Below are 24595 nucleotides of genomic sequence, written 5' to 3'. Positions count from 1 at the left end.
GTAAAATAATATCGAATAAAGATTTTATAAGGGGGGAATAATGTGTGGTTGGCAGAATCAGAGTTATCAAACTTGACATTAGAACTTATATCTAAAAAGAATATTTTGGGTATAACTGTTGCATATATTGGTACAACAGACATTGAAAATGTAAGCATTTTAGATGAAGCAAGTATAAATTACTTAAAAAATAATATCCCATCATTAGAATATAGGCCATTCCTATATAAAATTGAAAAATCAAATGTGCCAGTTTTAAATTATGAATCTTGTATAAGGGATTCATATAAATTTAAAGAAAGAATACTTTTGGATTATTCACATAGAGTAATGTCACAAGTTATTAAAGAGCCGATTGAGTATGTATTACAATAGTATAATTAATGGTGTTTAAATATGAGAAAAAGAGAAAAAATATTTGATGGATTAGTTTTTAGGTATATATTAATTTTATTGATGTTATTAATTTTAATTGATTTTACAAGTACAATTATATATGCAAGTAATTCTATGGAGGTTACTTCTAAAAATATGATTGAAGCCTCAAAAAGAGAATTAGAAAATTATTTAAGCGTCAATGCATCCTTATTAAAGGCTCTTAGTCAAGACGATAGATTTTCTGATGACAGAATCTCTCTAATTGAAAAAGGTAAGTTATTAAGACCTTATCAAAAACAATATAATCTTTTTATGCTTGGAATAACTGATGCACAAGGAAATACTTCAAGTACATATAGAGAAAGGGTTGGGACAATAAAAGACCGAACGCATTTTCAGAAGGTACTAGAAACAAAAAAAATGGTGATTTCCGATATTACAGTTAGTAAGGTTACAGGGGATAAAGTATTTATTATATGTGTACCTATTATAAAAAATAATGAAGTAAGTGGAACTATTTTTGCTTCCTTTTATTTTCAAGATGTAAATAAGATAGTAAGTAGAACTAATTCTGATGATTCTATTAAATTTTTAATGGTAGATAAAAACTATGCCATTATTTCTCATCAAAATAAAGACTATGTCTATAATAAGACAAATATGTTTAGTGTAGAAGGAAATATTATAGGGAGCAGTAAAAATGAAATTTTAAAAAATATAGATGAGAAACGTCAAGGTGGTTTTTTATCATGGGATAATTGGAAGTTATATAGTGCAAGATATACGAGTATCAAAGGAACTGATTGGACATTAATCTCAAGTTGTGATGTTTTTAAGAACTTTAAAAGCTTGATAATTGATTTTATAATCAAGTTATTTTTCTATATATTAATATTTTTGATATTGTGGAAATTAAGTAATGTTACACTAATAGAACAACTTAAAAAATTAGCTTACTATGATTCCTTAAGTGGAATAAAAAACAAAGAAAAATTTAAAAAAGATTCTATATATATTTTACATAATTACTATAAGGATGATTTTTACTTAGTTCAATTAGATGTTAATAAATTTAAATACATAAATGAGATGTTTGGTTATGCTGAAGGAAATAAGATATTAGTACATATTGCAAATGTGTTAAGACACAATACAAACAAATATGAACTTTGTGCTAGAATGGATAATGACCACTTTATATTATTAATTTCCTGCAATACTGATGTTGACCTTTTAAATAGACTATCTAAAATAAATAATGAAATATGCAGTTTAAGTACTAGTAATTCCTCAAAATATAAAATTGTTATGTCAAGTGGTATATATAAGATAAATAAAAGTGATGATATACAAAAAATTGACTTGTTAATTGATAGAGCGAATATTGCTGCAAAAACAAAAAAAGATAAGTATGAGCATTCATATTCATTTTTTAATGAAGATACAAGAAATCGATTATATAGAGAAAAGAAATTGGAAGATAATATGAATAAAGCTTTGGAAAAAGGAGAGTTTGTAGTATATTATCAACCAAAATATAGTTTAAATGATGGAAATGAAATTGAAGGAGCAGAAGCTCTAATAAGATGGAATAATCCAGATATGGGATTTATTTCACCTGTAGATTTTGTACCTTTATTTGAAAGAAATGGTTTCATTGTAAATGTTGATATGTTTGTATTTGAAGAAGTATGTAAGACCTTGAGAAAGTGGCTAAACAAAGGTTATAACCCTGTGCCAATCTCTGTGAATATATCTAGAGTTCATTTACACAGAGATAATTTTATAGAAAATATTACTGAATTGATAAATAAGTATAATATATCACCTAAGTTTATAGAACTTGAATTAACAGAAAGTGTTGTATTTGATAATTTAAATATATTGATTGATATAATTAAGAGGCTTAAAAAGATAGGATTTCTTATATCAATGGATGATTTTGGCTCAGGATATTCATCCTTGAATCTATTAAAGGACCTTCCTTTTGATATTTTAAAATTAGATAGAGTTTTTCTAATTGAGACAACAGATACAAAACGTGGAAAAATTATTATCTCTAAGATAGTAGAAATGTCAAAAGCGATTAATATTAAAGTTATATGTGAAGGTGTAGAAACCAATGAGCAAGTAGAGTTTTTAAAAGAAATAGGATGCGATAAGGTTCAAGGTTATTTATTTGCTAAACCGATGGTACTTAGTGAATTTGAAAAGCTTTTAAAATTTTAGTTGAATTAATTATTAATACTAATTAATTTGTTGATACTCTAACAATTAACTTACAAATATGTAAGTTAATTGTTAGAGTATTTTTATGGTTAAAATGATATATTCACGATAGTATATTAATATAGTAAAAATAAAAAAGTAATGGAGAATATAAAATGAACATATTAAGTATTAAAAATATATCAAAAACATATTATGGAAAAGTTCCATATAAAGCATTAGATAGTATTAATTTAAGTATAGAAAAAGGTGAATTTGTAGCTGTTATGGGCCCATCTGGAAGTGGGAAATCTACTCTTTTAAATATAATATCTACAATTGATAAGCAGAGTGAAGGTCAAGTTATATTAAATGGACAGGATACAAGTAGATTAGAAGGAGAAAAATTAGCTGAATTTAGAAGAAAACAACTTGGTTTTGTATTTCAGAATTTTAATTTGATTGACACTTTGACAGTTGGTGAAAATATAATGTTGCCACTTACACTAGATGGTAGAAATGTAAAAAAAATGAACAGGGAAACTAAAAATATATCTGAATTTTTAGGTATTGATAAAATTTTAGATAGAAGAACTTATGAGATTTCAGGAGGACAAGCTCAAAGATGTGCAATTGCTAGAGCAATTATAAATAAGCCATCATTACTTCTTGCAGATGAACCAACAGGGAATCTTGATTCGAAATCCACTGATGGTGTTTTAGAGTTATTTACTAAGATAAACAAAGAACAAAATGTAACTACACTTATGGTAACTCATGAAGCATATAGTGCAAGCCATTCAGATAGAGTCGTTTTTATAAAGGATGGATGCATATATACAGAGATAAAGAAATCAGGCACAAATAGTTCTTTTTACAATAAAATACTATCTGTATTGTCTCAAATAGGAGGTGTAAGGTAGTGAATTTTGGAAGATTTGCTTATAATAATATAATTAGAAACTTTAGAGCATATTTAGCGTATTTTTTAAGTTCAATTTTTTCTATAATGATATTCTTTGTATTTGCAGTATCTATGTTTCATCCAATTATAACTGATTCTGGAATCCAAAGTGGCTCTACTGCATTTATGGCTCTTATGACTTCAGAATTAATAATATTAGGATTTAGTCTACTTTTTATATTGTATTCTTTAGGAAATTTCTTAAAATCTAGATTAAGGGATTTTGGAGTTATGATGATAGTTGGAATGAGTAATAAACAACTGAAAAGATTGATATTGATTGAAAATTTAATAATAGGATTATTAGCAATAATATTAGGAATACTTTTAGGGCTATCTATTTCTAAGCTATTTTTATTGTATTTAGGTAAAATATTTTATATGAACTTGACAGAAAGTTACTTTCCAATAAAAGCGATACTAATGACAATTATATCTTTTATGTTGTTGTTTTTGATAACAGGACCACTTAGCTTAAAATTGTTAAACAAAAACAATATTTTTGAACTTTTAGTAGGTACAAAAAAACCTAAAAAAGATATAAAATCTTCAAGATTATTTGGGATGCTTGGTATAGTATGTCTTATGACAGGATATGCTATGATACTATTTGGTAATAAGTTAAATATAAATGGAGGTATGTACACGATAGCACTGTTGATTACGCTAGGAACGTTTTTATTTTTTTCTCAGTTTAGCATTTTAATATTAAAGCATATGAAAAATAAAGAGAAGTTTTATAAAAATAAAACAAATATGTTGCTTATAAGTAATTTAGTATATAAGATGAAAGATAATTCTCGATTGTTGTTTTTAATGACAATACTTTTATCTGGAACCTTAGTAGCATTTACAACAACTTCAACGCTTGTAACTTCACAAGGTAAATCCTCTAAAGAGAATTTTCCGATGGTTTACTCATATTTTTCAGAAGATAATAATAACAAAGAATATGAAGAATTAAAAGAAATTAGAAATACAATAAAAGAATATGATTATAAGGAATTAAGTTTTCCTATGCTTGAATATAATAATGAAGTATTATTAAGTATAAATAACTATAATAAATTATCAAAACAATTGGGATTAGATAAAATTAATCTAAAGAAAAATGAGGGAATTATAGTCCCTAGATATAATTCAAAAGAGCACATAAATTCTTTAAAAGATATTAAATCTTATAAAATAAAAAATGTAAACATAAAGATAAAGATAAAAGAATCAACAGATAGGATAATTTTTCCTACAGGTATGTTTAGTAAAATTATAGTTATACATGATGATTTATATAATAATATACAAAGTAAGTTTTCAAAAATAAATTTTTATGGATTTGATTATGAAAACTGGCAAAATAGTGCTGATATAACTGAAGCGTTAAAAGAAAAACATTTTAACCTAGATAGAAATGATATAAAGTCATATTTTTTAACTTTACCAGATATGTATTTAGTTGAGTTACAGCAAAGTAAAATTCTTCACTTTATGGGTATTTTCATAGGTGTTATTCTGTTTATGGCAGTTCTTAGTTTTTTGTATTTTAGACTATATACAGATGAACCTTTTGATAAGGTTAAATACTACAATCTATCAAAAATAGGTCTATCTTTTAAAAATATGAATAAGATTGTTAGTATAGAGATAGGCATACTATTTTTTGTACCTTTTATTATAGCTATTGTAAATAACATATTTTCTTTACTCTTTTTAAATAGTGTACTAAATAATAGTTTTAACTTAAAAAATGTGGGTATATTATTAGTGCTCTCAGGTATATATTCACTTTATTTTCATTTGCTAAAGAAATTTTATATTAGAAAAGTTTGGTTTTTTGATTAAAGTGGTATATAATATATATTATAGAAAATTAATATTTAAAAAGTAGTTAATATTAAGGGAGGGCATATGCACCTCCCTTGTAATATGTGGAAAATTAAATATTAGAAGAAGGAGGAGACTTGATGGATAATCAACAATTATTAGGAACAGAACGAATCAGTAAATTACTACTGAAATACTCTATACCAGCAATAATAGGTATGCTGGTAAATAGTCTATATAATGTGGTAGACAGAATTTTTATTGGGAACATACCAGGGGTTGGACCACTTGCAATAACAGGTCTTGGTGTTACGATGCCAATAATGACAATAATACTTGCATTTGGTATGTTGATAGGAATAGGAACAACGACGACTATATCAATAAAACTTGGGCAAGGTAAAGTAGAAGATGCAAGAAGACTTATAGGAAATGCAATGACATTAGCTGTAGTTACAGGAATTATAATAATGGTACTTGGGATATTATTTGCAAATAAAATACTTACGTTATTTGGAGCAAGTGAAAATACACTAATATATGCAAAGACATATATAAATATCATCTTATTAGGAACAGTAGTAAATCTTCTATCCTTTTCTTTAAATCACTCAATAAGAGCTGACGGTAGCCCTAAGATTTCAGCAGGAATAATGATAATAGGATGCCTAACTAATATAGTTTTAGATTGGATGTTAATATTTGGATTCAATATGGGAATACAAGGAGCTGCAATTGCTACAGTAACTTCTCAAGCTCTTACAGCTATTTTAACTATAGGCTACTATATAAGTGGAAAATCAAATTTAAAATTCAGTAAATCTCATTTAAAATTAGATAAAAGATTAGTAAGAGCAGTCTTTGCGATAGGTATGTCACCATTTGCTATGCAACTTGCAGCAAGCTTAGTTCAAGTAATATCAAATATTGCTCTTAAAACTCATGGTGGAGATTTAGCTATAGGAGCTATGGCTACAATTTCTTCTATAGCAATGGTATTTTTAATGCCTATCTTTGGAATAAATCAGGGAGCGCAACCCATTATAGGTTTTAACTATGGGGCTGAAAAATACGATAGAGTTAAAAAAGCATACTTAGGTTCATTGGTAGTAGCTACTATAATTTTATGTATGGGTATGGTAGTAATTATGCTTTTCCCAGAGGCAATTATAGGAATATTTAATAAAGACGCTGAACTTATGAGTATATCTGTAGATGGTTTAAAAATATATCTACTTATGTTACCAATAGTAGGTTTATCAATTACAGGAACAAACTTTATACAATCTATAGGTAAAGCAAAAATGGCAATGTTATTAAGTCTTCTAAGACAGGTAATTTTATTGATACCAGCAGTAATAATTCTTCCTACATTCTTAGGTTTAAAGGGTGTATGGACAGCTCAACCAGTATCTGACTTTATAGCCACAGTAATTACAGGTGTAGTAGTATTTAGAGAATTGAAAAGATATACACCTAAAAGTGAACGATTAAGCGAAATAACAACCGAATAAAAAGTATAATTTCAGATAAATAAGTAAAAAATTGTAAAAAATACAATTATATGATAAAATAAAACCGCTGTCAAAAAGAAGAGAAATTCTAATTATGGAGTGATTTTATGGAATTTACAAAAAAAAGCAAATTAAAAAATATGTATGTAAACATGAATGTAGCTAGAATGTTGTCTAAGATAAATGAGTATAAGGGTAGACAACTGCTTTACAAAAAACAACCAAAAGAAATTTTAGAAAGTCTAGAAAAAAAATCTTTAGTAGATTGTTCAGAATCTACATATATTGGAAATCAAAAAGAAAGTAATACTTTTAATTTAGAAAAATTAATAAGTAATGAAGTCACACCTAAAAGTAGAGAAGAGTTAAGTATTGTTGAATACAGAGATGTAGTAAAAACTATTAATAGTGCTTATGAGAGTATCCCAATAAGCTCACAAACAATTCTTGAACTTCATGGATACTTATATAAATTTTCATCTACTAGAGGGGGAAGCTATAAATCAGAGAGTGGATTTTTTGAATACAATTTAAAAAATAGTGACTTCATGAATGGTGACGCAAGTGTTAATAAGGTTGAAAAAGCCGTAGAAGAAATATGTGAAGCTTATAATACATTGATAGATGAGGATGAAATTGATATATTAATATTAATTTCTGCATTTGTGTTAGATTTCATATTGATACATCCATTTAAAGAAGGTAATATAAAAATGGCAAGAGTACTTATATTATTGCTGTTAAATAAAAGTGGATATGAAGTTGGAAGATATATAAGTTTAGGAAAAATATTTGATGACAGTTCATATGAGTACTATAGTAACTTAAACTATTTGAAGTCCTCTATAGGGAATGAAAAATCAGATATGAATGCTTGGATTGAATATTTTTTAGAAACTATATTGACTGCATATAAGAAGTTAGATGACAGTTTAAATGTATCTGATAAGAAAAGACAGACAAAAACTAGCAGAATAGAAAAAATAATAAATTCTACTCTTGGATATTTTACAAAAGAAGATATAAAGGACCTATGTCCTGATATTCCAGAACCTACTATAAATAGAGTTTTTAATAATCTAAGAAAACAAGATAAGATAGAGGTTGTTGCAAGGGGAAGAAGCGCAAAATGGAAGAAGAAGTATTAAAAAATACTTTAATAATTTTAATGGTATAGTGTCAAAGCACTATACCATTTTTTATTGAAGTTAGAAATTCTAAGAGGAATTTACATAACTTCATAGAATACTTATTTTATCTAAAATATTATAAGTAATTGCTTGATTAGAATTTTAATATATTTAAAATTATATTGTATAATTAATTATATTTTATTCTTGTATTCTATAAATTTACTTTTTAAGATTATTTAAGAAATATATTTCTATTAACTTTATAATTTAACTACAGAATAGAATGGTTATTTTTGTGAAATAATAATATAAAAATAATCTTAGGAGTGAGCTTATGAAAAAAAAATTATTATATATAAATGTGAATTCAAAACCAGAAGATTTATCTTCAAGTAAAACTGTAGCAAGAAAGTTTATCAATAAATTTATGGAAAAAAATAAGGATTTTGAAGTTGAAGAAGTAGACCTTTATAAAGAACATATACCAAGATTGGAATATCAATACTTTGAAAAGAGAAATAGTATAGTTAGTGAAGAAGCTGCTAAGCAATTAGATGATAAGGATAGAAAAGAACTTGCAAAAATTAGAAGTCTTTGTGACCAATTTGTGAGTGCAAGTGTATATGTAATAGCAGCTCCTATGTGGAGTTTATCTTTTCCAGCCCCACTTAAAGAATATATAGATTGTATAATTCAAGATGGAAAAACTATATCTTTTGAAGGTGATGATAAACCACAAGGAATACTAAATGATATTGATAGAAGTATGGTATATATACAATCTTCAGGTGGACATATACCATGGGTACTAAAGCCAGTTATGAATAAAGGATTAAATTATGTGGAAAGTATCATGAAATTTATAGGAATCAAAAAATTTGATGAATTATTAGTAGATGGAACTGGAACTAGTGAAGAAGAAAGACAAAGTGCAATAGAAAAAGCATCTGAAAAAATAGAAGGTATAATTGATTCTTTGAAGTTTTAGTTATAATATTTTATTTTATTGAAAATATAAAGGAAAAACCTCTCTTAATGTAGAAACTTATATTGAAGGAGGCGAAAATCATGCGAGAAGAAAAAAGTAATGAGAAGTATGATTGTTATTGGTGTAATCAAGAGAATAATTTCCATGTAGAGATAAAAGACAATGTAGTGATGATAGATGATGGCACTGGTATACTTAAACAAGCCGTTTTCATAGGGTATAAACAAATTCAAGTTAATTTGAATTGTTCACATTGTCAAAACTTAAACAGAATAAAATTAAATTTGTAAACTTTAGATATGGAGATTCTTGAAGGAGTTAAAAATAGAAAGTATTAATATTTAGACTGAAAATTATATTGTATACAATAATGATTAATTTAAGTTACATTGTATTTTAATATTTATTTTCAGTCTTACTTTATTAAAATTATTTTTTGGGAGTATCTTTGAAAAAAGTATCTACTATTTTTTCCGAAATACTTTTTAATTGGTCAGCCATTGAAGTTAAGCTTAGTAAGGCTATCAATAAATCATCTTTATTTTCTGGATTAATAGTGATATTTTCAAAATTAGACTCTATAAAGTTTGGCATATTATTTCTTTGCCTTTCTTTTATTGATATAAACTTTTCATAACATGCCACTAAGTCTTCTCCACTGAAATCCTCTTTTTCGTATACACCATTTAAGATTCTTTTAATCTCTTGTATTGTAAGTGTATTTTTCATAGAATAAATGATTATCATTTGTAAGATTTGTTCTTTGGTATATTTTTTTCCCTTAATAGGTTTGATTAATCCTTCTTTACTATAATTATTTATCATTGTTTTAGTGAGAATTTTTTCATCGTCAAATCTTTTATTGGCAGAAAGTTTATTGTCAATTAGAGAAATAATTTGATCCATATATAGGTCAATAGATGGAATATCATTTGAAGTTATATCTGTATTATTTAGCATTTCTAGTATTATGGTATTTAATTCATTGTTCATCATATGTTACCTCCATAATATCTATAATACACTAATTTAGAAAATAAAACAATATTAATGGTTGCAAAAGATATATAAAGTGGTATAATTAAATGTATAATATAGTATTAAAAACTATATATAAAATATAATTTTTAAAATACATAATTGTAGGAGGACGAAATGTATCAATTTTTTTTAAAGGGTAGAGACCCAATAAGTAGTTTAACTCATTTTATAGGGGCTTGTTTATCTCTTATAGCTACTATAATTTTAATTTTTCAATCTATATCTTTACAACAAACTTCTTTTTTGATGATAGTGTCTGTGTCTGTCTTTGGATTATCTTTAATTGCTCTTTATAGTGCAAGCTCATATTATCATTTTTTAAAAGGTACACCAGAACAAGAATTATTTTTCAGAAAAGTAGACCATGCGATGATTTATGTATTGATTGCTGGTTCATATACACCAATATGCTTGTATTTTATGCAAAAAGAAGAGGGAATAATATTTACTACAGCAATATGGATAGTTGCATTTATTGGTATAGTAATAAAAATATTTTGGATGGATGCACCTAGATGGTTGTCTACAAGTCTATATTTACTTATGGGGTGGGCAATTGTCTTTGATATAAATGCATTTAATTCAATTCCTAAGGATTGTCTTAACTTATTAATAATAGAAGGTGTATCTTACTCTATAGGTGCAGTTATTTACATTATTAAGAAGCCAGATATAAGTCCTGAATTTGGATTTCATGAGATATTTCATATTTTTATTATGTTAGGTTCTTTATTCCACTTTTTGGCTGTTTTATTGTATGTTTTATAGTTTAAAAATCCAGTTAATTGATACTAAAAATTCTACAATGAAGAAAATAAAAAGAACTGTCTTATATAGAATGTATCTTCTATTATAAGACAGCTCCTTATTATAAATATCAAATTATATTTATAATAACTTGTTTATAAAAATAGCATATTCAAAATGTCTATTCCATAATTCCTTTAATGTACTTCTCATTTACGACATATAGTTTGAATTTATGTACTATAATTATATCCTCTAAATTCTCTGACACACTAACAATTCTAACACATTTATTTCTAATTTCCACAGGCAAATCTAAATCATTTGTTAAATTTACATAGTCATCATATTTATACATAAAATCATCCCTTTACATTAAGATATACTTATTATACTATATTTTAATAAGTTTTTTTAAATTATTACAATTTTTCCCGAAATTTCATTTTTTATACACAAAATTTCCAAATTAAGTAAAGATTAAATATCTAACTGTACAAATAAAAAATCATATAAAATATTTTATTTAAATTTCTAAATAACTATTGCCAATTTTTGAAAAGTATATTATCATTAATAGTAATAAAAAAACTGTAAATTTAGAATATTAATAAAAAATATTTGGGAGGAAATTATCATGGTGAGATTAAATGTAGAAAAATTAAATATAAAATTAAATCATCACCATCATCATAGACTAAAGGGATTGTAATATGAAATTGATTCATAGACACAAGCCCTGTTTTTAGTGTAATTGGTCTTGTATCTATGATGGGAAGTAATTTTAAAAGAAAATTATAGCCATATAGGTATAAAGCCTATATGGCTTTTTTATTGTTTTAAATTTGCAAATGTAAGAGTAATTTTAATGAAAAGGGTGAGAGTATGAAATTTTTAAGGATTGAAGATGAAGTTATTTATTCTAAAAAAAGATACAAATTAAAAAGAGAAATAGACAGGCTTTTCTTAGATGAAGAATATTTTCAAATAGAACCACAATTATTTGAAGAATATGATGAATTTACAAATATAAATAGTAAAATTCCAAAAGAATCTATGGTAAAGGTTGTAAATGGAAGAGTAATGGTCCTAAGAGCTGATATAACTACAAGTATAATAAAAAGTCTCATACCAAGATGGGAAGATGGTTTAAAACTTAAACTTTTTTATAATTCATCTATATATAAAAATAAGAATACAGTTGGAATAAAAGAGATAAGACAGATAGGTTGTGAGTACTTAGGAGAATCTTCTTTAGAAGCAGATAGAGAAGTGGTAAAATTGGCTCTTAAGATACTTGAAAAGTACAACAATAATTTTATTTTGGAGGTTGGTAGTAGTAAATATATTAATGGACTATTAGAGGAATTAAAATTGAACAAGAATTGTGAAAATCAAATTAAAAACTTATTGTATACCAAAAATAACCATGAACTAAAAGTATATATTGAAGATTTAAAAATTAAAAATGATGTAAAAGAATTATTATCAAATATCTTAAGTTTTCAAGGTAATCTATATAATGTTATTGAAAAGGCACAAAAATTCTATTGTAATGATAAGATGAAACAAGCACTTGAAGAGTTAAAACAAATAAACGATTTAATTGAGGAATGTAATTTTTTAGATAAAGCTAGATTTGACTTATCAATGATTACAATGCTTGACTATTATGAAGGAGTTATGTTTAGAGGATACTATCCAGACTCATATAAAGAAATTCTAAGCGGTGGAAGATATGATTCTCTAACTAAAGAGTATGGAAAAGAAATTCCAGCTATTGGATTTACATTAAGTGTTGATGAATTAATGAAGTATGTATATAAGTAAGATTGAAAAGGAGGTATTATTTTGGATTATTTAACTATAGCATTAGCAAAAGGAAGAATAGAAGGGGAATCATTTAAAAAATTTAAAAAAATGGGGTTGGGGGATAGTATAGATACTGATACAAGAAAGCTAATTTTTAAAGATGAAAAAAATAAAATCATATATATACATGTAAAACCATCAGATGTAGTTACGTATGTTGAAAAAGGAGTTGCTGACCTCGGTATAGCAGGTAAAGATACTATTTTAGAAAATGAAACAGATGTATATGAAATATATGATTTAGGTTTTGGAAAGTGTAAATTTGCAGTAGCAGGACTAAAGGGAGATAGTATATATAGAAAAGATGAATATCTAAAAGTGGCAACAAAGTACCCAAACATAGCAAAAAAATACTTTAAAGAAAAAGGTCAAAAAATTGAAATAATAAAACTAAATGGTTCTGTTGAACTAGCTCCAATAGTAGGCTTATCAGATGTAATTGTTGATATAGTTGAAACGGGTAATACACTTAAAGCAAATGGACTTGAAATATTAGAAGATATATGCGATATAAGTGCTAGGATTATATCAAATAGAGCTAGTTATAGATTTAAGTATGAACAAATTCAAAATATAATTCGTTTGTTTAAGGAAATTGATAACTAAAATATAATTAAAATTGACAAGGAGAGGTTTAAATTGAGAGAAAAAGAAAGTATAAGAGAGCTAAAGGGATACGAACCAAATTGTGTAAATTGTAAGGTAAAGCTTGATGCAAATGAAGGAAATAAAAAGTTGTTTAAGTATCTTGTTAAAGAGCTTGGAGATAGTGATATAGATTTAAATTTATATCCTGAAGACTCTTATAGCGATTTAAAAGAGTCTATAATAAACTACATAGATGTTTCTGGAGTAAGTAAGAAAAACCTTTTAGTAGGAAATGGGTCAAGTGAAATAATTGATTTGATAATACATACTTTTGTAGATAAAGATGAAACAATATTAAGTTTTTCTCCAAGTTTTAGCATGTACTCTATATACAGTCAGATAAATGGTTCAAAGTTTATAGGTGTTGAGAGTGATGAAAATTTAGTTATAAATATAGATGATGTAATTGAAAAAGTAAAAGAAAATAATCCAAAGATAATAATTGTTTGTAATCCTAATAATCCAACAGGGACAATACTTAAAAGAGAAGACATAATAAAACTTTTAAACTCAACTAACAGCTTAGTAGTCTTAGATGAAGCATATATGGATTTTGGGGAAGAAAGCATGTTAGAGAATGTTTTTGAGTATGAAAACTTAATCGTTCTTAGAACGCTATCAAAGGCATTTGGATTAGCTGGCATAAGAACTGGATATATGTTATCTAATAGTAGTTTAATAAACTCTGTTGAGAAGGTAAGACCTCCATATAACTTAAATTCATTATCAGATTTCATTGCTACAAGAGCATTGCAAAATAAAGAAGTAGTGAAATCTTATATAAGGGAAGTAAAAAAAGAAAGAGCAAAATTATATAAAGAAATGATTGATATAGGTCTCAAAGTGTATGAATCACAAGCAAATTTTATATTGTTTTATTCTGAGATAGAAAATTTATCACAAAAGCTGATTGATAGAGGAATACTAATAAGAAAGTTTAGTGGAAAACTAGAAAATTATTATAGAGTTACAATTGGTGATAAAGAAGAAAATATTATGTTTGTAAATACTATAAAAGATATTTTTCAAAAGGAGAATTAGGTATGAGAATTTGGAAGATAGAAAGAAATACACTTGAAACACAGATTTTAGTAGAACTAAACATTGATGGTACTGGAAAAGTTGAGATAGATACTGGAATTGGATTTTTAGACCATATGCTTACTTTAATGGCATTTCATGGTAAGTTTGATTTAAAGGTTATTTGTAAAGGAGATATATATGTAGATGACCATCATAGTGTTGAGGATATAGGTATAGCTATAGGAGAGGCATTTAAAAATGCTTTAGGGGATAAAAAAGGAATAAGAAGATATTCTACTATCTACATACCTATGGATGAATCTTTATCCATGGTATCGATTGATATAAGCAACAGACCATATCTTGTATTTAATGCAAAGTTTGATACTCAAATGATTGGTAGTATGAGTACACAGTGTTTTAAAGAATTTTTTAGAGCTTTTGTAAACGAATCTAGAGTAACTTTACATATTAACCTTTTGTATGGAGAAAATGACCATCACAAAATAGAAAGTATTTTTAAAGCATTTGCAAGAGCGTTGAAAGAAGGTAGTGAAGTAATTTCCAATGAAATAGCATCTTCAAAGGGGGTCTTATAAAATGAATATAATAGTAGATTATGGTCTAGGAAATATAGATTCTGTGTCCAGAGGTTTTAAAAAGGCTGGAATAGAAACTAAAATTTCTAACAATTTAAATGAAATAAAGGAGGCAAATTCACTAATACTTCCAGGTGTTGGAGCTTTTAGAGATTCTATAAATGCCTTAAATAAACTAGATTTGGTACCAATAATAAAAGAACATGTGTCAAAGGGAAAGTTTTTAATAGGCATATGTCTGGGCATGCAATTACTTTATGAAAAAAGCTATGAATATGGAGAATATGAAGGGTTAGGTCTTATAGAAGGTAGCATTGATAAACTGGATATAAGTTTAAAAGTTCCACATATGGGATGGAACAATCTAAAATTTAATAAGAAAAATGATGATATCCTTAAATATATTAAAGAAGATGACTATGTATACTTTGTTCATTCATATTATGCAAATTCATCAAATGAAGAACTTGTTGCTTTTTCAGAGTATGAGAAGAAGATTCCAGCTATAGTTAGAAAAGATAATGTATATGGTATACAATTTCATCCGGAAAAAAGTGGAGAAGTAGGTTTAAACATATTAAAAGCATATGGGGAGATGATAAAATGATAATATTTCCAGCAATAGATATAAAGGATAACAAATGTGTACGATTAACTCAAGGTGATTTTGATAAAGTAAATGTATATTATGATAATCCATTAGAGGTAGCATATAAATGGAAAAATGAAGGTGCAGAATATATACATATAGTAGATTTAAATGGAGCTAGAAGTGAATTTGGTGTAAATACAAAAACAATTGAAAATATAGCAGACAATATAAAAATACCTATTCAAGTAGGTGGAGGGGTTAGAGACAAGGAAAAAGTTCAAAATTTAATAAAAGCAGGTGTTACTAGAGTGATACTTGGGAGTATAGCAATTGAAAATATGGAGTTAGTTGAAGAGTTGGTTAATGAATATCAAGAAAAAATTGTTGTTTCAATTGATGCTAAAGATGGAAAGGTAGCGGTTAGAGGTTGGGAAGTTGTAAGTAATGTAGATTCTCTTACTTTATGTAAACAACTTGAAAAAACAGGAGTAAAGACGATTGTTTATACAGACATATCAAAAGATGGTATGCTTCAAGGTCCAAACTTTGATATATATGAAAAAATATCAAAAGAGACATCTTTAAATGTTATTGCTTCTGGGGGAGTGACTTCTATTGAAGACATCAAAAAACTTAAAAATATGAACTTATATGGAGCAATAATAGGTAAAGCACTTTATGATAAGAAGATAGACTTTAAGGAGGCTCAACAACTATGCTTACTAGAAGAATAATACCATGCCTAGATGTACGAAATGGAAGAGTTGTAAAGGGGAAAAAATTTACAGATATAGTGGATGTTGATAGTCCAGAAGTCCTTGGAAAATTTTATAGTGACTGTGGTGCAGATGAACTTGTATTTTATGATATAACTGCATCAAATGAAGACAGAAAGACATCTTTAGAATTTGTATCTAAAGTTGCAGAAAATATAAATATCCCATTTTGTGTGGGTGGAGGAGTAAATAAATTAGAAGATTTTACTAATATTTTAAGAAAAGGTGCTGATAAAGTTTCTATAAATTCATCAGCAGTAAAAAATCCTGAATTAATAAGAGAAGCCTCATTAAAGTTTGGTGCACAATGTGTAGTTTTATCAATAGATGCAAAAAAAAATGAAGAAGGTTCATGGAGTGTATATGTAAAAGGTGGTAGAGAGAAAACAGATTTAGATGTAATTGAATGGGCAGTTAAAGGTGTTGAACTTGGAGCTGGAGAGATTGTTGTAAATAGTATGGATGAAGACGGAATGAAAAATGGATATGATATAGAGTTACTTTCAAAAATAACATCTTTAGTAAATGTACCTGTTATAGCATCTGGAGGGGCTGGGAAAATGGAAGATTTCTATGAAGCAGTCAAAGAATCTAATGTAGATGGAATTTTAGCAGCATCTGTTTTTCATTTTGGAGAGATAAAAATAAAGGATTTGAAGAAGTATTTAAAAGAAATGGGTGTAGAAGTAAGATTATAAATTAAATATCTATAAGGAGAATGGGAAAATGAATGATAAATGTAATAATATGTGCAGTGAAGAATTTGAAGAATTTATAAAAAATGTAAAATTTGATGATAAAGGATTAATTCCTGCTGTTGTTCAGGATGTAATAAGTAAAGATGTATTGATGTTAGCATATATGAATGAGGAGTCTATAAAGAAAACTTTAAGAGAAAAAATAGCTTGTTACTTTAGCAGAAGTAGACAAGAATTATGGATTAAAGGTGAGACATCTGGAAATATTCAAAAAGTAGTCAAAATTTCTTATGATTGTGATGTAGATACAATATTACTTTTAGTTGAACAAACAGGTGTAGCTTGCCATACAGGTAATTATTCTTGTTTCTATAGAGATTTATTTGATGATACTGATAAAATTGATTTTGAAGTACAAAAAAATACATTAAAAGAATTATATGATTTAATAAATGAAAGAAAAAATAATCCTATTGAGGGGTCTTATACTAACTATCTTTTTGATAAAGGTTTGGATAAAATTCTTAAAAAAGTTGGAGAGGAAAGCAGTGAAGTAATTATAGCTTCAAAAAATGAAGATAAAAGTGAACTTATTTATGAAATTAGTGATTTAGTATATCATACATTGGTTTTAATGATAGAAAAAGATGTTGAAATTGATGAAATAAAAAAAGAATTAATTAAAAGAAGAAAATAGAATAAAGATAGATTGATAGAAAATAAGAAAGTATACCGTTTTTTAGAAAAAATGGTATACTTTCTTATTTTCTATTTTTATATTGTAGAGTAAAATCGAAGGTTTCTTGCTTAAGTTTATTATGTATACAATTTATCTACAAAACGATTATAATACATTATTTGTTTTAGAAAAAACATCATTATCTAATTAATATTTAAGAAGAATGATTTTAAATTAATTTTCATATTGAATAATATGGGCTTAAAAAGGATATATTTTAAGATGGAATAGGCTAAATTTTAATAAAAAGTAAACGTTTTCAAAATTAATATTTTATTTTTTACTAAAAAATAAAATATTAATTTTGATTTATGGTTTAATTTGGGTTATAATAAATTGTTAAATTATTTATTACTATAAAACAAGCTATAAAATAAATAAAAATGATATTATTCCGTCAAAAAAATTAATAATAAAATACAAATTATATGAATATAATAAAATGTTTTGAAAAACAGTGAAATTTTATTGCAAAAGATTTAAATTAATTTTGACTTAGGGATGTAAGCTATTCTAAGAGGCAAATGGATATTTAAATGTAAAACAATTTAACTGTTATGAAGAAAGTATCATCGTATTTGGATTTTTAATTTTTATAATTTTTTTAAAAAAATTTTAATTTTAGTTAAAATTAAAATTTACAAAAGCTTAGCATATGTTATTTTATTTTAATAAATAATAAAAACTATTTTTCTATAATATTGGCATAGTAGATGCTTATATAACTATGAAATTAAAATTAAATAAGATGAAGTAGGAGGAAAAAAATGGGAAATAGTGAGCTAAAAAAGACTCTTGGTGTATCTGCAGCATTATCAACTGTTGTAGGTTCAGTAATAGGGGCAGGTGTATTTTTTAAACCACAAGCAGTTTATACATTAACTGGAGGAGCTCCAGGACTTGGTATATTGGCATGGTTAATAGCAGGAATCATAACTATAACAGCTGGGCTTACAGCTGCAGAGGTATCAGTTGCAATACCAAAAACTGGTGGAATGATGGTATATATAAAAGAGATTTATGGAGATAAATTAGGATTTTTAACTGGATGGATGCAAATTGTATTATTTTATCCTGGGATGATGGCAGCATTAGGTGTCATATTTGGAGAGCAAGCATCAGCTTTAATTGGTAATTCATCATTATTACTTCCAATAGCAATTGGGATTATAGTGATAGTTGCAGGGTTGAATATGTTGGGTTCAAAAACTGGGGGAGCTATACAAACGATTTCTACGATATGTAAATTAATACCACTTATATTAATAATGATTGTTGGATTTATTAAAGGTGGTGGAGATAATCCAATACTTAGTCCTATGGTTGGTGAAGGACTAAGTCTAGGTAGTGTAATAGGTCAAGTTTTAATTGCTATATTATTTGCATTTGATGGATGGATGAATGTTGGTACTTTGGCTGGAGAAATGAAAAATCCAGGAAAAGACCTTCCAAAAGCTATAATAGGTGGATTATCAGTAGTTATGGCTGTTTACTTTGTAATAAACTTGGCATATCTTTGGGTATTACCAGCTAGTGAACTAGCTACTTACGCTTCACCAGCATCAGCAGTTGCTGAGGTTATATTTGGTTCAATAGGTGGAAAAATAATATCTGTAGGTATATTAATTTCAGTATTTGGAGCATTAAATGGATTCTTATTAACTGGTTCAAGAGTGGCCTATACTTTGGCAACAGATAAAACTTTGCCTAAATATAAGGTGTTTTCTAAATTAAATTCTGCTCAAGTTCCAGCAAATTCTATAGTATTAGTATCTGTTCTTGCAGCTATTTATGCTTTATCAGGTCAATTTAATTTATTAACTGATTTAGCAGTATTTGCTACTTGGATATTCTATGTATTGACATTTATAGGGGTAATGAAGCTTAGAAAAACTCATCCAGATATACCAAGAGAATACAAAGTACCACTATATCCAATTGTTCCAATAATAGCTATAGTGAGTGGTATATTTGTCGTAGTTAATCAATTATGCTTTGCAGGTATGAAAACTACTATGATATCTGTTGGAGGTCTTATAATAACAGCTATAGGATTACCAGTGTATGCTTATATGACTAAGAGAACAAAAAATGAGTCTAACTAGTTTATAAATACTTTATGATTATATGAAAAATAAAATTCCAATCTATCTATAGATATATTGGGATTTTATTTTTTTATTTTTAGTTTATAAAATTACACTTCTAAAAAGTCACCTGTCTTAAAATATTCTATTTTGTCTCCAAGTAATTCTTTCATGTAATCAAATGCAACTAGTCCTGTACAATGGAATGTATATATTTTCTGAAAACCAATTGTGTTAAGTTCCTTTATGACATCATCTATGTATTCTGTAGAACAGTTAAGTCCACCCTGTTTTGATAAATTATCCATATGAAATCCTCCAATAATAAACTTAATTGATTTATCTGGAAAGTATTTTTTAACCGTATGAGCGATATTTACAATTCCACTATGACTACAACTACTTATTATTGATACATAGTCTCCATCCACATATATTAAGAATAATTCATGCTTAAAATCATCTTCAATGAACATATTGTCTTTAAATTTTAACAGATTTTTGTCTCTACAAAAGAAATCTTTATTATTGTTTTTATCAGAGCAGATATAAAGATTTTCACTAAGTTTGTAAAAATCATCTATCCAAATGAAGTTTTTATTAAAATCTTCAAACAAGCCTTTTCTATTTCCTATATAGTAGTTTTCTTGCTGATTTTCGTTATGGTAGAAATATTCATATAATTTAGCTTGCGATTTTATATAAACATTAATATCTTTATTAATTTCAAAAAATTTATCTATACCACCAATATGGTCTGAATGATTATGAGATATTACAAGTGCATCTAAATTTAATAAATCAACATTTAAATTTTTAGCATTTTCTATAAAATCTCCACTTTTTCCTGTATCTAATATATATCTTTTATCATTAATTTCTAAGAACAAAGATAAACCATGTTCAGATTTTAAGTTTTTGGAGCCAGAAATATTTTCAATTAAAGAAATTACCTTCATAAACAATACCTCCCAATAATATTTTTAGAATTTTTATACAACTAATACTTACATTGTAACAAATTATTATGTTGTAATGTAAAAAATTGCCTATAAAGTATAACACTTTGTAGACAAGTTTATAAATTTTTATTTAATAACAAAAACAATTGTATATGAATATATAACATATGAAGTCAAATAAGAAATAATAGTGTTTTCGTAATATATTTCTTATTTAAAATTTCTATTTTATAGAAAAAAATTATAAATTTTAAAAAATAGAAACGACATTTTAACTAGTATTAATTGTAAAAAACACTATATAATACTCAATTTTCAACATTCTATACAATTATACAGAAATTATACAGCATAATAATCATCAAAATAACAAATTTTAAAAATTAGGTAAAACTTTTTGTCGAAGTTCAACGTCTATATATATGTAGTGAAGATTATGATTCTAAAATACTACAAAAATATAAATGTAAAAATATAGTAATATTGGAGGTCGAACGATGAGAAATAAAAAGAAAAAAATAAATAGAAAGAAATTGTATTTGCTTTTAAGTGCTATAGTAGTTTGTTTAGCATTTATAATAATTGGTATGCGAGTTAGTTATATGAACATGAAAGAAGATGAAATTAGTAGAAATGCTAAACTATCAAGTTCTACTATTACAGATATAATGTCTAATACATCAGCAGAAGTTAGTAAAGGGCCTAGTAAAAGTTCTGGAAAAGTAGCATACATAACTATAGATGATGGTCCATCTAAATTTACTGACCAAATGATAAAAACTTTAAATAAGTATAATGTTAAAGCAACTTTTTTTATGATAGATGGAAATATGAAGGAATATCCACAGCAAGTTAAAAATATAATTAAAAATGGGAACACAGCAGGTTTTCATAGTGTATCTCATGATATTCATAAACTTTATGTTACTAGTACATCAGCAAAAGATGAATTTGATACGAATGATCAGACTCTTTATAGTATAACTGGTAAACATTCAAAAGTAATAAGAATTCCTTATGGAAGTAAACCATATACTCCACAAGCTTCATATCAAGCCTTAGTTGATGCAGGGTATAAAATTTGGGATTGGGATTTAGATACTGAAGACTGGAAATCTAATTCTGCACAAATTGTACAAAATGTAAAAACTCATATTAAGAATAGAAAAGGTGAAGATAAAGATCAACTTGTAGTTTTAATGCATGAGAAAAAACAAAGTGCAGAAGCTTTAGATTCAATTTTAAAATTTTTATCAGATGAAGGCTATGAATTTGCAGCAGTAGAGCAAAATCAAATACCAAAAAATTATTGGTTACGCAATTTAGAATAGTAAAAATAAAAAAATGTTGATTAAGAGTTTTAAAAATTGAAAATAAAAAATGAGTGAGGTGTAAGTGTTTTGAATAAAAAACTTTGTATAGGAATGGTTGGAATACTATCTTTAATGATGGCTGGTTGTAATAAAAGTTTAGCTAAAGTGAATGATGTAGAAATCACGAAGGCGCAATATGAAAAAACAAAGGCAGTCTTATCTGCTACTAATAGTTATATAAATGGTCAATCTTTGGATGAAATGGAAAAAAGTTTGGATAAAAAAGGTAGAAATAAACTAGAAAATGTTATAATATCGTTTATGGTGGATAATGAACTTTTATATCAAGAGGCTAAGGATAAAGGATTAACTCCAAGTAAAAGTGATATAGACTCAAAATATCAAGAACTAGAAAATGAAATTAATTTGAATACAAGCTATAAAGAAAAAATGGACAAAGCAGGTGTAGATAAGGAATATTTAAAACAAATAATATCTAGAGATTTAGCCATAGACAAAAGTAAAAAAGCCTTTGAAAATAAAATAAATATAAGTGATGCCGAGATGGAATCTTATTATGTAAATCATAAAAAAGATTTTAATGTAGAAGAAGTAAGTGCTTCTCAAATATTGATATCAACTTTAGATAAAAATAAAAAAGAAGTAAGTAAGGATAAAAAAGAAGCTTTAAAAAAAGAGGCCGAGAGTATATTGACTAAAATCAAAAATGGAGAAAGTTTTGAAGCATTAGCTAAAAAATATTCCGATGACAAAGCGACTGGAAAAAATGGAGGTCAGCTAGGATATTTTTCAAAAAATGATAAAAATGCTGAATTTACAAAAGAAGTATTCAAATTAAAGAAAAATGAGGTTTCAGGTGTTTTTGAAACTAGTTATGGATATCATATAGTCAAAGTTACTGATAAAAGAGAAAGACAAAAAAGTATTAATGAGTGTCAGAGTTTAGTAAGAGAATCTATTTTAAACGAAAAATATATTGAGCACATAAAAAAATTGAACGAAAGTGCAAAAGTAGAGAGATAGAATCTATAAAAACTCAATCCTAGCCTGTAGCCGGAGGGAGATTTTACAGGAATGTTTAAGAGTTTAAAGAGAAGGAAAGTTGAGAGATACATTATCGATAATAAAGACTCTTTTTATAGAATTGCATATAGTTATACAAAAAATGAGGAAGACGCCTTAGATGTGGTTCAAGAAGCCATGTATAAGGCTTTATATTCAGTAGAAAACCTTAAAGAAGTAAATTATATAAAAACATGGTTTTATAAAATTCTAGTTAGAACGAGTATAGATTTTATTAGAAAAAACCGTAAATATAACAACATGACAGATATCACTCTTATAGATGAGACAGGAGAATATGACAAGTATACTGATTTAGACCTAAAAAAAGCGTTAGAAGAATTACCTATTGAATATAAATCTATTATAATATTGAGATTTTTTGAAGATTTAAAGATTGAAGAAGTAGCAATAATATTGGATGAAAATGTGAATACTGTTAAAACTAGGTTATATACTGCTTTAAAAAAATTAAAATTAAAAATTGAAGAGTAGGGATAAAAAGAATGACAAACAAAGAAAGGTTAGATAAGTTAAGAGATGAGTATCATAAAATTCCAATACCAAAGAAACTAGATACTATAATAAATCATAAGAAAATAAAAGATATATATTGCGAACAAAATAAAAAGATAAATAGATGGAGATTTAAAGTTATTATGGCTTCAGCCTGTATGTTTATAGTATTAGTAAATATAAGTCCTGTATTTGCAGATAACTTTTCTAAATTACCTATAATCGGAGGATTAGTAGAAGTAGTAACTATAAAAAATTATAGTTTAAAGAACGAAAACTATGAAGCTAAAATTGATATTCCTAAAATACAAGGTTTAAAAGATAAAAATTTAGAGAAGAGATTAAATAATAGTTTTATGGAAGATGGAAAGAGGCTTTATGATGAATTTCAAAATAGAATGGAAAAAATAGAATTATCAAAAAATAAGGGGCATAAATACTTAAGTTTAAGTTACAGTGTTAAAAATAATTCTAAAGATTTTCTATCAATAGAAATGACAAAAAATGAAATAGAAGCATCATCATATGTGAGTAAAATACATTATAATGTTGATAAAAAAAGACAAATAGTTTTAACTTTACCTATGCTTTTTAAGGATGATAAATATATAAAAGTTATTAGTGATAATATAAAAGAACAAATGCGAAATCAAATGAAAAATGACAGTACAAAATCATATTTTATAGACCAAGGAAAAGATTCTCCTGTTAAAGATTTTAAAACAATAAATAAATATCAAGATTTCTATCTTAATAAGAATGAAGACCTTGTAATTTGTTTTGACCAGTTTGAAGTAGCACCTGGTTATATGGGTTCAGTAGAATTTGTAATCCCATATAAAGTAATAAAAGATTTGTAAATAGAATAGTAATTTATATATAAATATATTAAG

25 protein-coding genes are annotated in these 24595 nt (G+C 26.3%); 22 read left to right on the top strand and 3 right to left on the bottom strand.

The genetic code is table 11. The features are described 5' to 3' along the window. Window positions 1-42 precede the first annotated feature (42 nt). The 8 genes from KGF45_RS04160 to KGF45_RS04125 all read left to right on the top strand — a co-directional run bounded on the left by KGF45_RS04160 (window position 43) and on the right by KGF45_RS04125 (window position 9296). Window positions 43-375, top strand: a complete 333-nt coding sequence (locus KGF45_RS04160; RefSeq protein ID WP_227827393.1) for a hypothetical protein — start codon at window positions 43-45, stop codon at window positions 373-375. 21 nt (window positions 376-396) lie between these two features. Then, window positions 397-2607, top strand: a complete 2211-nt coding sequence (locus KGF45_RS04155) for an EAL domain-containing protein (protein ID WP_227841896.1) — start codon at window positions 397-399, stop codon at window positions 2605-2607. Window positions 2608-2762: 155 nt separating this feature from the next. After that, entirely contained in the window at window positions 2763-3509 is a 747-nt protein-coding gene (locus KGF45_RS04150) for an ABC transporter ATP-binding protein (protein ID WP_227841895.1), read from the top strand. Then, window positions 3509-5389: an FtsX-like permease family protein gene (locus tag KGF45_RS04145; protein WP_227841894.1), complete on the top strand. Its 1881-nt coding sequence runs from the start codon at window positions 3509-3511 to the stop codon at window positions 5387-5389. The genes KGF45_RS04150 and KGF45_RS04145 overlap by 1 nt, the downstream gene beginning before the upstream one ends. A 122-nt stretch (window positions 5390-5511) precedes the next feature. After that, window positions 5512-6885: an MATE family efflux transporter gene (locus KGF45_RS04140; protein ID WP_227827397.1), complete on the top strand. Its 1374-nt coding sequence runs from the start codon at window positions 5512-5514 to the stop codon at window positions 6883-6885. A 107-nt stretch (window positions 6886-6992) separates the two neighbouring features. Then, entirely contained in the window at window positions 6993-8033 is a 1041-nt protein-coding gene (locus tag KGF45_RS04135; RefSeq protein ID WP_227827398.1) for a Fic family protein, read from the top strand. Window positions 8034-8352: 319 nt separating this feature from the next. After that, complete coding sequence (locus KGF45_RS04130; RefSeq protein ID WP_227827399.1) at window positions 8353-9006, top strand: FMN-dependent NADH-azoreductase; 654 nt, start codon at window positions 8353-8355, stop codon at window positions 9004-9006. Window positions 9007-9086: 80 nt separating this feature from the next. Beyond that, complete coding sequence (locus KGF45_RS04125; RefSeq protein WP_227432931.1) at window positions 9087-9296, top strand: hypothetical protein; 210 nt, start codon at window positions 9087-9089, stop codon at window positions 9294-9296. 139 nt (window positions 9297-9435) lie between these two features. Here KGF45_RS04125 and KGF45_RS04120 read toward each other — a convergent pair whose 3' ends face one another. Then, the gene (locus tag KGF45_RS04120) at window positions 9436-10002 is read right to left on the bottom strand and encodes a DUF1836 domain-containing protein (RefSeq protein ID WP_227856580.1); all 567 of its coding nucleotides are present in this window, start codon (window positions 10000-10002) and stop codon (window positions 9436-9438) included. 159 nt (window positions 10003-10161) lie between these two features. On the opposite strand from KGF45_RS04120, the gene trhA reads away from it, so the two are divergent. Next, window positions 10162-10815, top strand: a complete 654-nt coding sequence (trhA, locus tag KGF45_RS04115; protein WP_227841893.1) for a PAQR family membrane homeostasis protein TrhA — start codon at window positions 10162-10164, stop codon at window positions 10813-10815. Between the two features lie 160 nt (window positions 10816-10975). Here the strand turns inward: trhA and KGF45_RS04110 are convergent, their stop codons facing one another. After that, window positions 10976-11152 carry a hypothetical protein gene (locus KGF45_RS04110; protein WP_003420092.1) on the bottom strand — a complete coding sequence of 59 codons (177 nt, stop codon included), beginning with the start codon at window positions 11150-11152 and terminating at the stop codon, window positions 10976-10978. Window positions 11153-11679: 527 nt separating this feature from the next. Here KGF45_RS04110 and KGF45_RS04105 point away from each other — a divergent pair. The 9 genes from KGF45_RS04105 (at window position 11680) to KGF45_RS04065 (ending at window position 19846) form a co-directional block, all read left to right on the top strand. Then, window positions 11680-12624: an ATP phosphoribosyltransferase regulatory subunit gene (locus tag KGF45_RS04105; protein WP_227827401.1), complete on the top strand. Its 945-nt coding sequence runs from the start codon at window positions 11680-11682 to the stop codon at window positions 12622-12624. Between the two features lie 21 nt (window positions 12625-12645). Further along, window positions 12646-13272 carry an ATP phosphoribosyltransferase gene (gene hisG / locus KGF45_RS04100; RefSeq protein ID WP_227432938.1) on the top strand — a complete coding sequence of 209 codons (627 nt, stop codon included), beginning with the start codon at window positions 12646-12648 and terminating at the stop codon, window positions 13270-13272. Window positions 13273-13305: 33 nt separating this feature from the next. Beyond that, the gene (gene hisC, locus KGF45_RS04095; RefSeq protein WP_227827402.1) at window positions 13306-14355 is read left to right on the top strand and encodes a histidinol-phosphate transaminase; all 1050 of its coding nucleotides are present in this window, start codon (window positions 13306-13308) and stop codon (window positions 14353-14355) included. Window positions 14356-14357: 2 nt separating this feature from the next. Then, a complete protein-coding gene (hisB, locus tag KGF45_RS04090; protein WP_227827403.1) occupies window positions 14358-14936 on the top strand; it encodes an imidazoleglycerol-phosphate dehydratase HisB in 579 nt (192 codons plus the stop codon). Between the two features lies 1 nt (window position 14937). Further along, window positions 14938-15543, top strand: a complete 606-nt coding sequence (hisH, locus tag KGF45_RS04085) for an imidazole glycerol phosphate synthase subunit HisH (protein ID WP_227827404.1) — start codon at window positions 14938-14940, stop codon at window positions 15541-15543. Beyond that, window positions 15540-16262 (top strand): 1-(5-phosphoribosyl)-5-[(5-phosphoribosylamino)methylideneamino]imidazole-4-carboxamide isomerase, encoded by a 723-nt coding sequence (gene hisA, locus KGF45_RS04080; RefSeq protein WP_227827405.1) that lies wholly within the window; start codon window positions 15540-15542, stop codon window positions 16260-16262. The genes hisH and hisA overlap by 4 nt, the downstream gene beginning before the upstream one ends. Then, window positions 16244-17002, top strand: coding sequence for an imidazole glycerol phosphate synthase subunit HisF (gene hisF, locus KGF45_RS04075; RefSeq protein WP_227827406.1), 759 nt, complete (start codon window positions 16244-16246; stop codon window positions 17000-17002). The genes hisA and hisF overlap by 19 nt, the downstream gene beginning before the upstream one ends. Window positions 17003-17030: 28 nt before the next feature. Further along, window positions 17031-17699 (top strand): bifunctional phosphoribosyl-AMP cyclohydrolase/phosphoribosyl-ATP diphosphatase HisIE, encoded by a 669-nt coding sequence (gene hisIE / locus KGF45_RS04070; RefSeq protein ID WP_227827407.1) that lies wholly within the window; start codon window positions 17031-17033, stop codon window positions 17697-17699. 809 nt (window positions 17700-18508) lie between these two features. Beyond that, window positions 18509-19846, top strand: a complete 1338-nt coding sequence (locus KGF45_RS04065; RefSeq protein WP_227841480.1) for an amino acid permease — start codon at window positions 18509-18511, stop codon at window positions 19844-19846. A gap of 92 nt (window positions 19847-19938) precedes the next feature. On the opposite strand, the gene KGF45_RS04060 is transcribed toward KGF45_RS04065, so the two are convergent. Beyond that, window positions 19939-20787, bottom strand: a complete 849-nt coding sequence (locus KGF45_RS04060) for an MBL fold metallo-hydrolase (RefSeq protein WP_227841892.1) — start codon at window positions 20785-20787, stop codon at window positions 19939-19941. 500 nt (window positions 20788-21287) lie between these two features. Between KGF45_RS04060 and KGF45_RS04055 the strand changes: the two genes are divergently transcribed. The 4 genes from KGF45_RS04055 (at window position 21288) to KGF45_RS04040 (ending at window position 24562) form a co-directional block, all read left to right on the top strand. Next, window positions 21288-22121 (top strand): polysaccharide deacetylase family protein, encoded by an 834-nt coding sequence (locus tag KGF45_RS04055; RefSeq protein ID WP_227841891.1) that lies wholly within the window; start codon window positions 21288-21290, stop codon window positions 22119-22121. A gap of 69 nt (window positions 22122-22190) precedes the next feature. Then, window positions 22191-23147 carry a peptidylprolyl isomerase gene (locus KGF45_RS04050; protein ID WP_227841890.1) on the top strand — a complete coding sequence of 319 codons (957 nt, stop codon included), beginning with the start codon at window positions 22191-22193 and terminating at the stop codon, window positions 23145-23147. Window positions 23148-23198: 51 nt separating this feature from the next. Beyond that, the gene (locus tag KGF45_RS04045) at window positions 23199-23681 is read left to right on the top strand and encodes an RNA polymerase sigma factor (RefSeq protein ID WP_227827412.1); all 483 of its coding nucleotides are present in this window, start codon (window positions 23199-23201) and stop codon (window positions 23679-23681) included. Window positions 23682-23692: 11 nt separating this feature from the next. Next, on the top strand, window positions 23693-24562 hold the full coding sequence (locus tag KGF45_RS04040) for an anti-sigma-V factor rsiV (protein ID WP_227827413.1): 870 nt from the start codon (window positions 23693-23695) through the stop codon (window positions 24560-24562). Window positions 24563-24595: the final 33 nt, after the last annotated feature.

This window comes from Clostridioides sp. ZZV14-6154, from assembly GCF_020657785.1.
GTDB lineage: Bacteria > Bacillota > Clostridia > Peptostreptococcales > Peptostreptococcaceae > Clostridioides.
The sequence above is the reverse complement of the archived record's forward strand: the minus strand, read 5'-3'. Positions and strand labels throughout refer to the sequence as shown.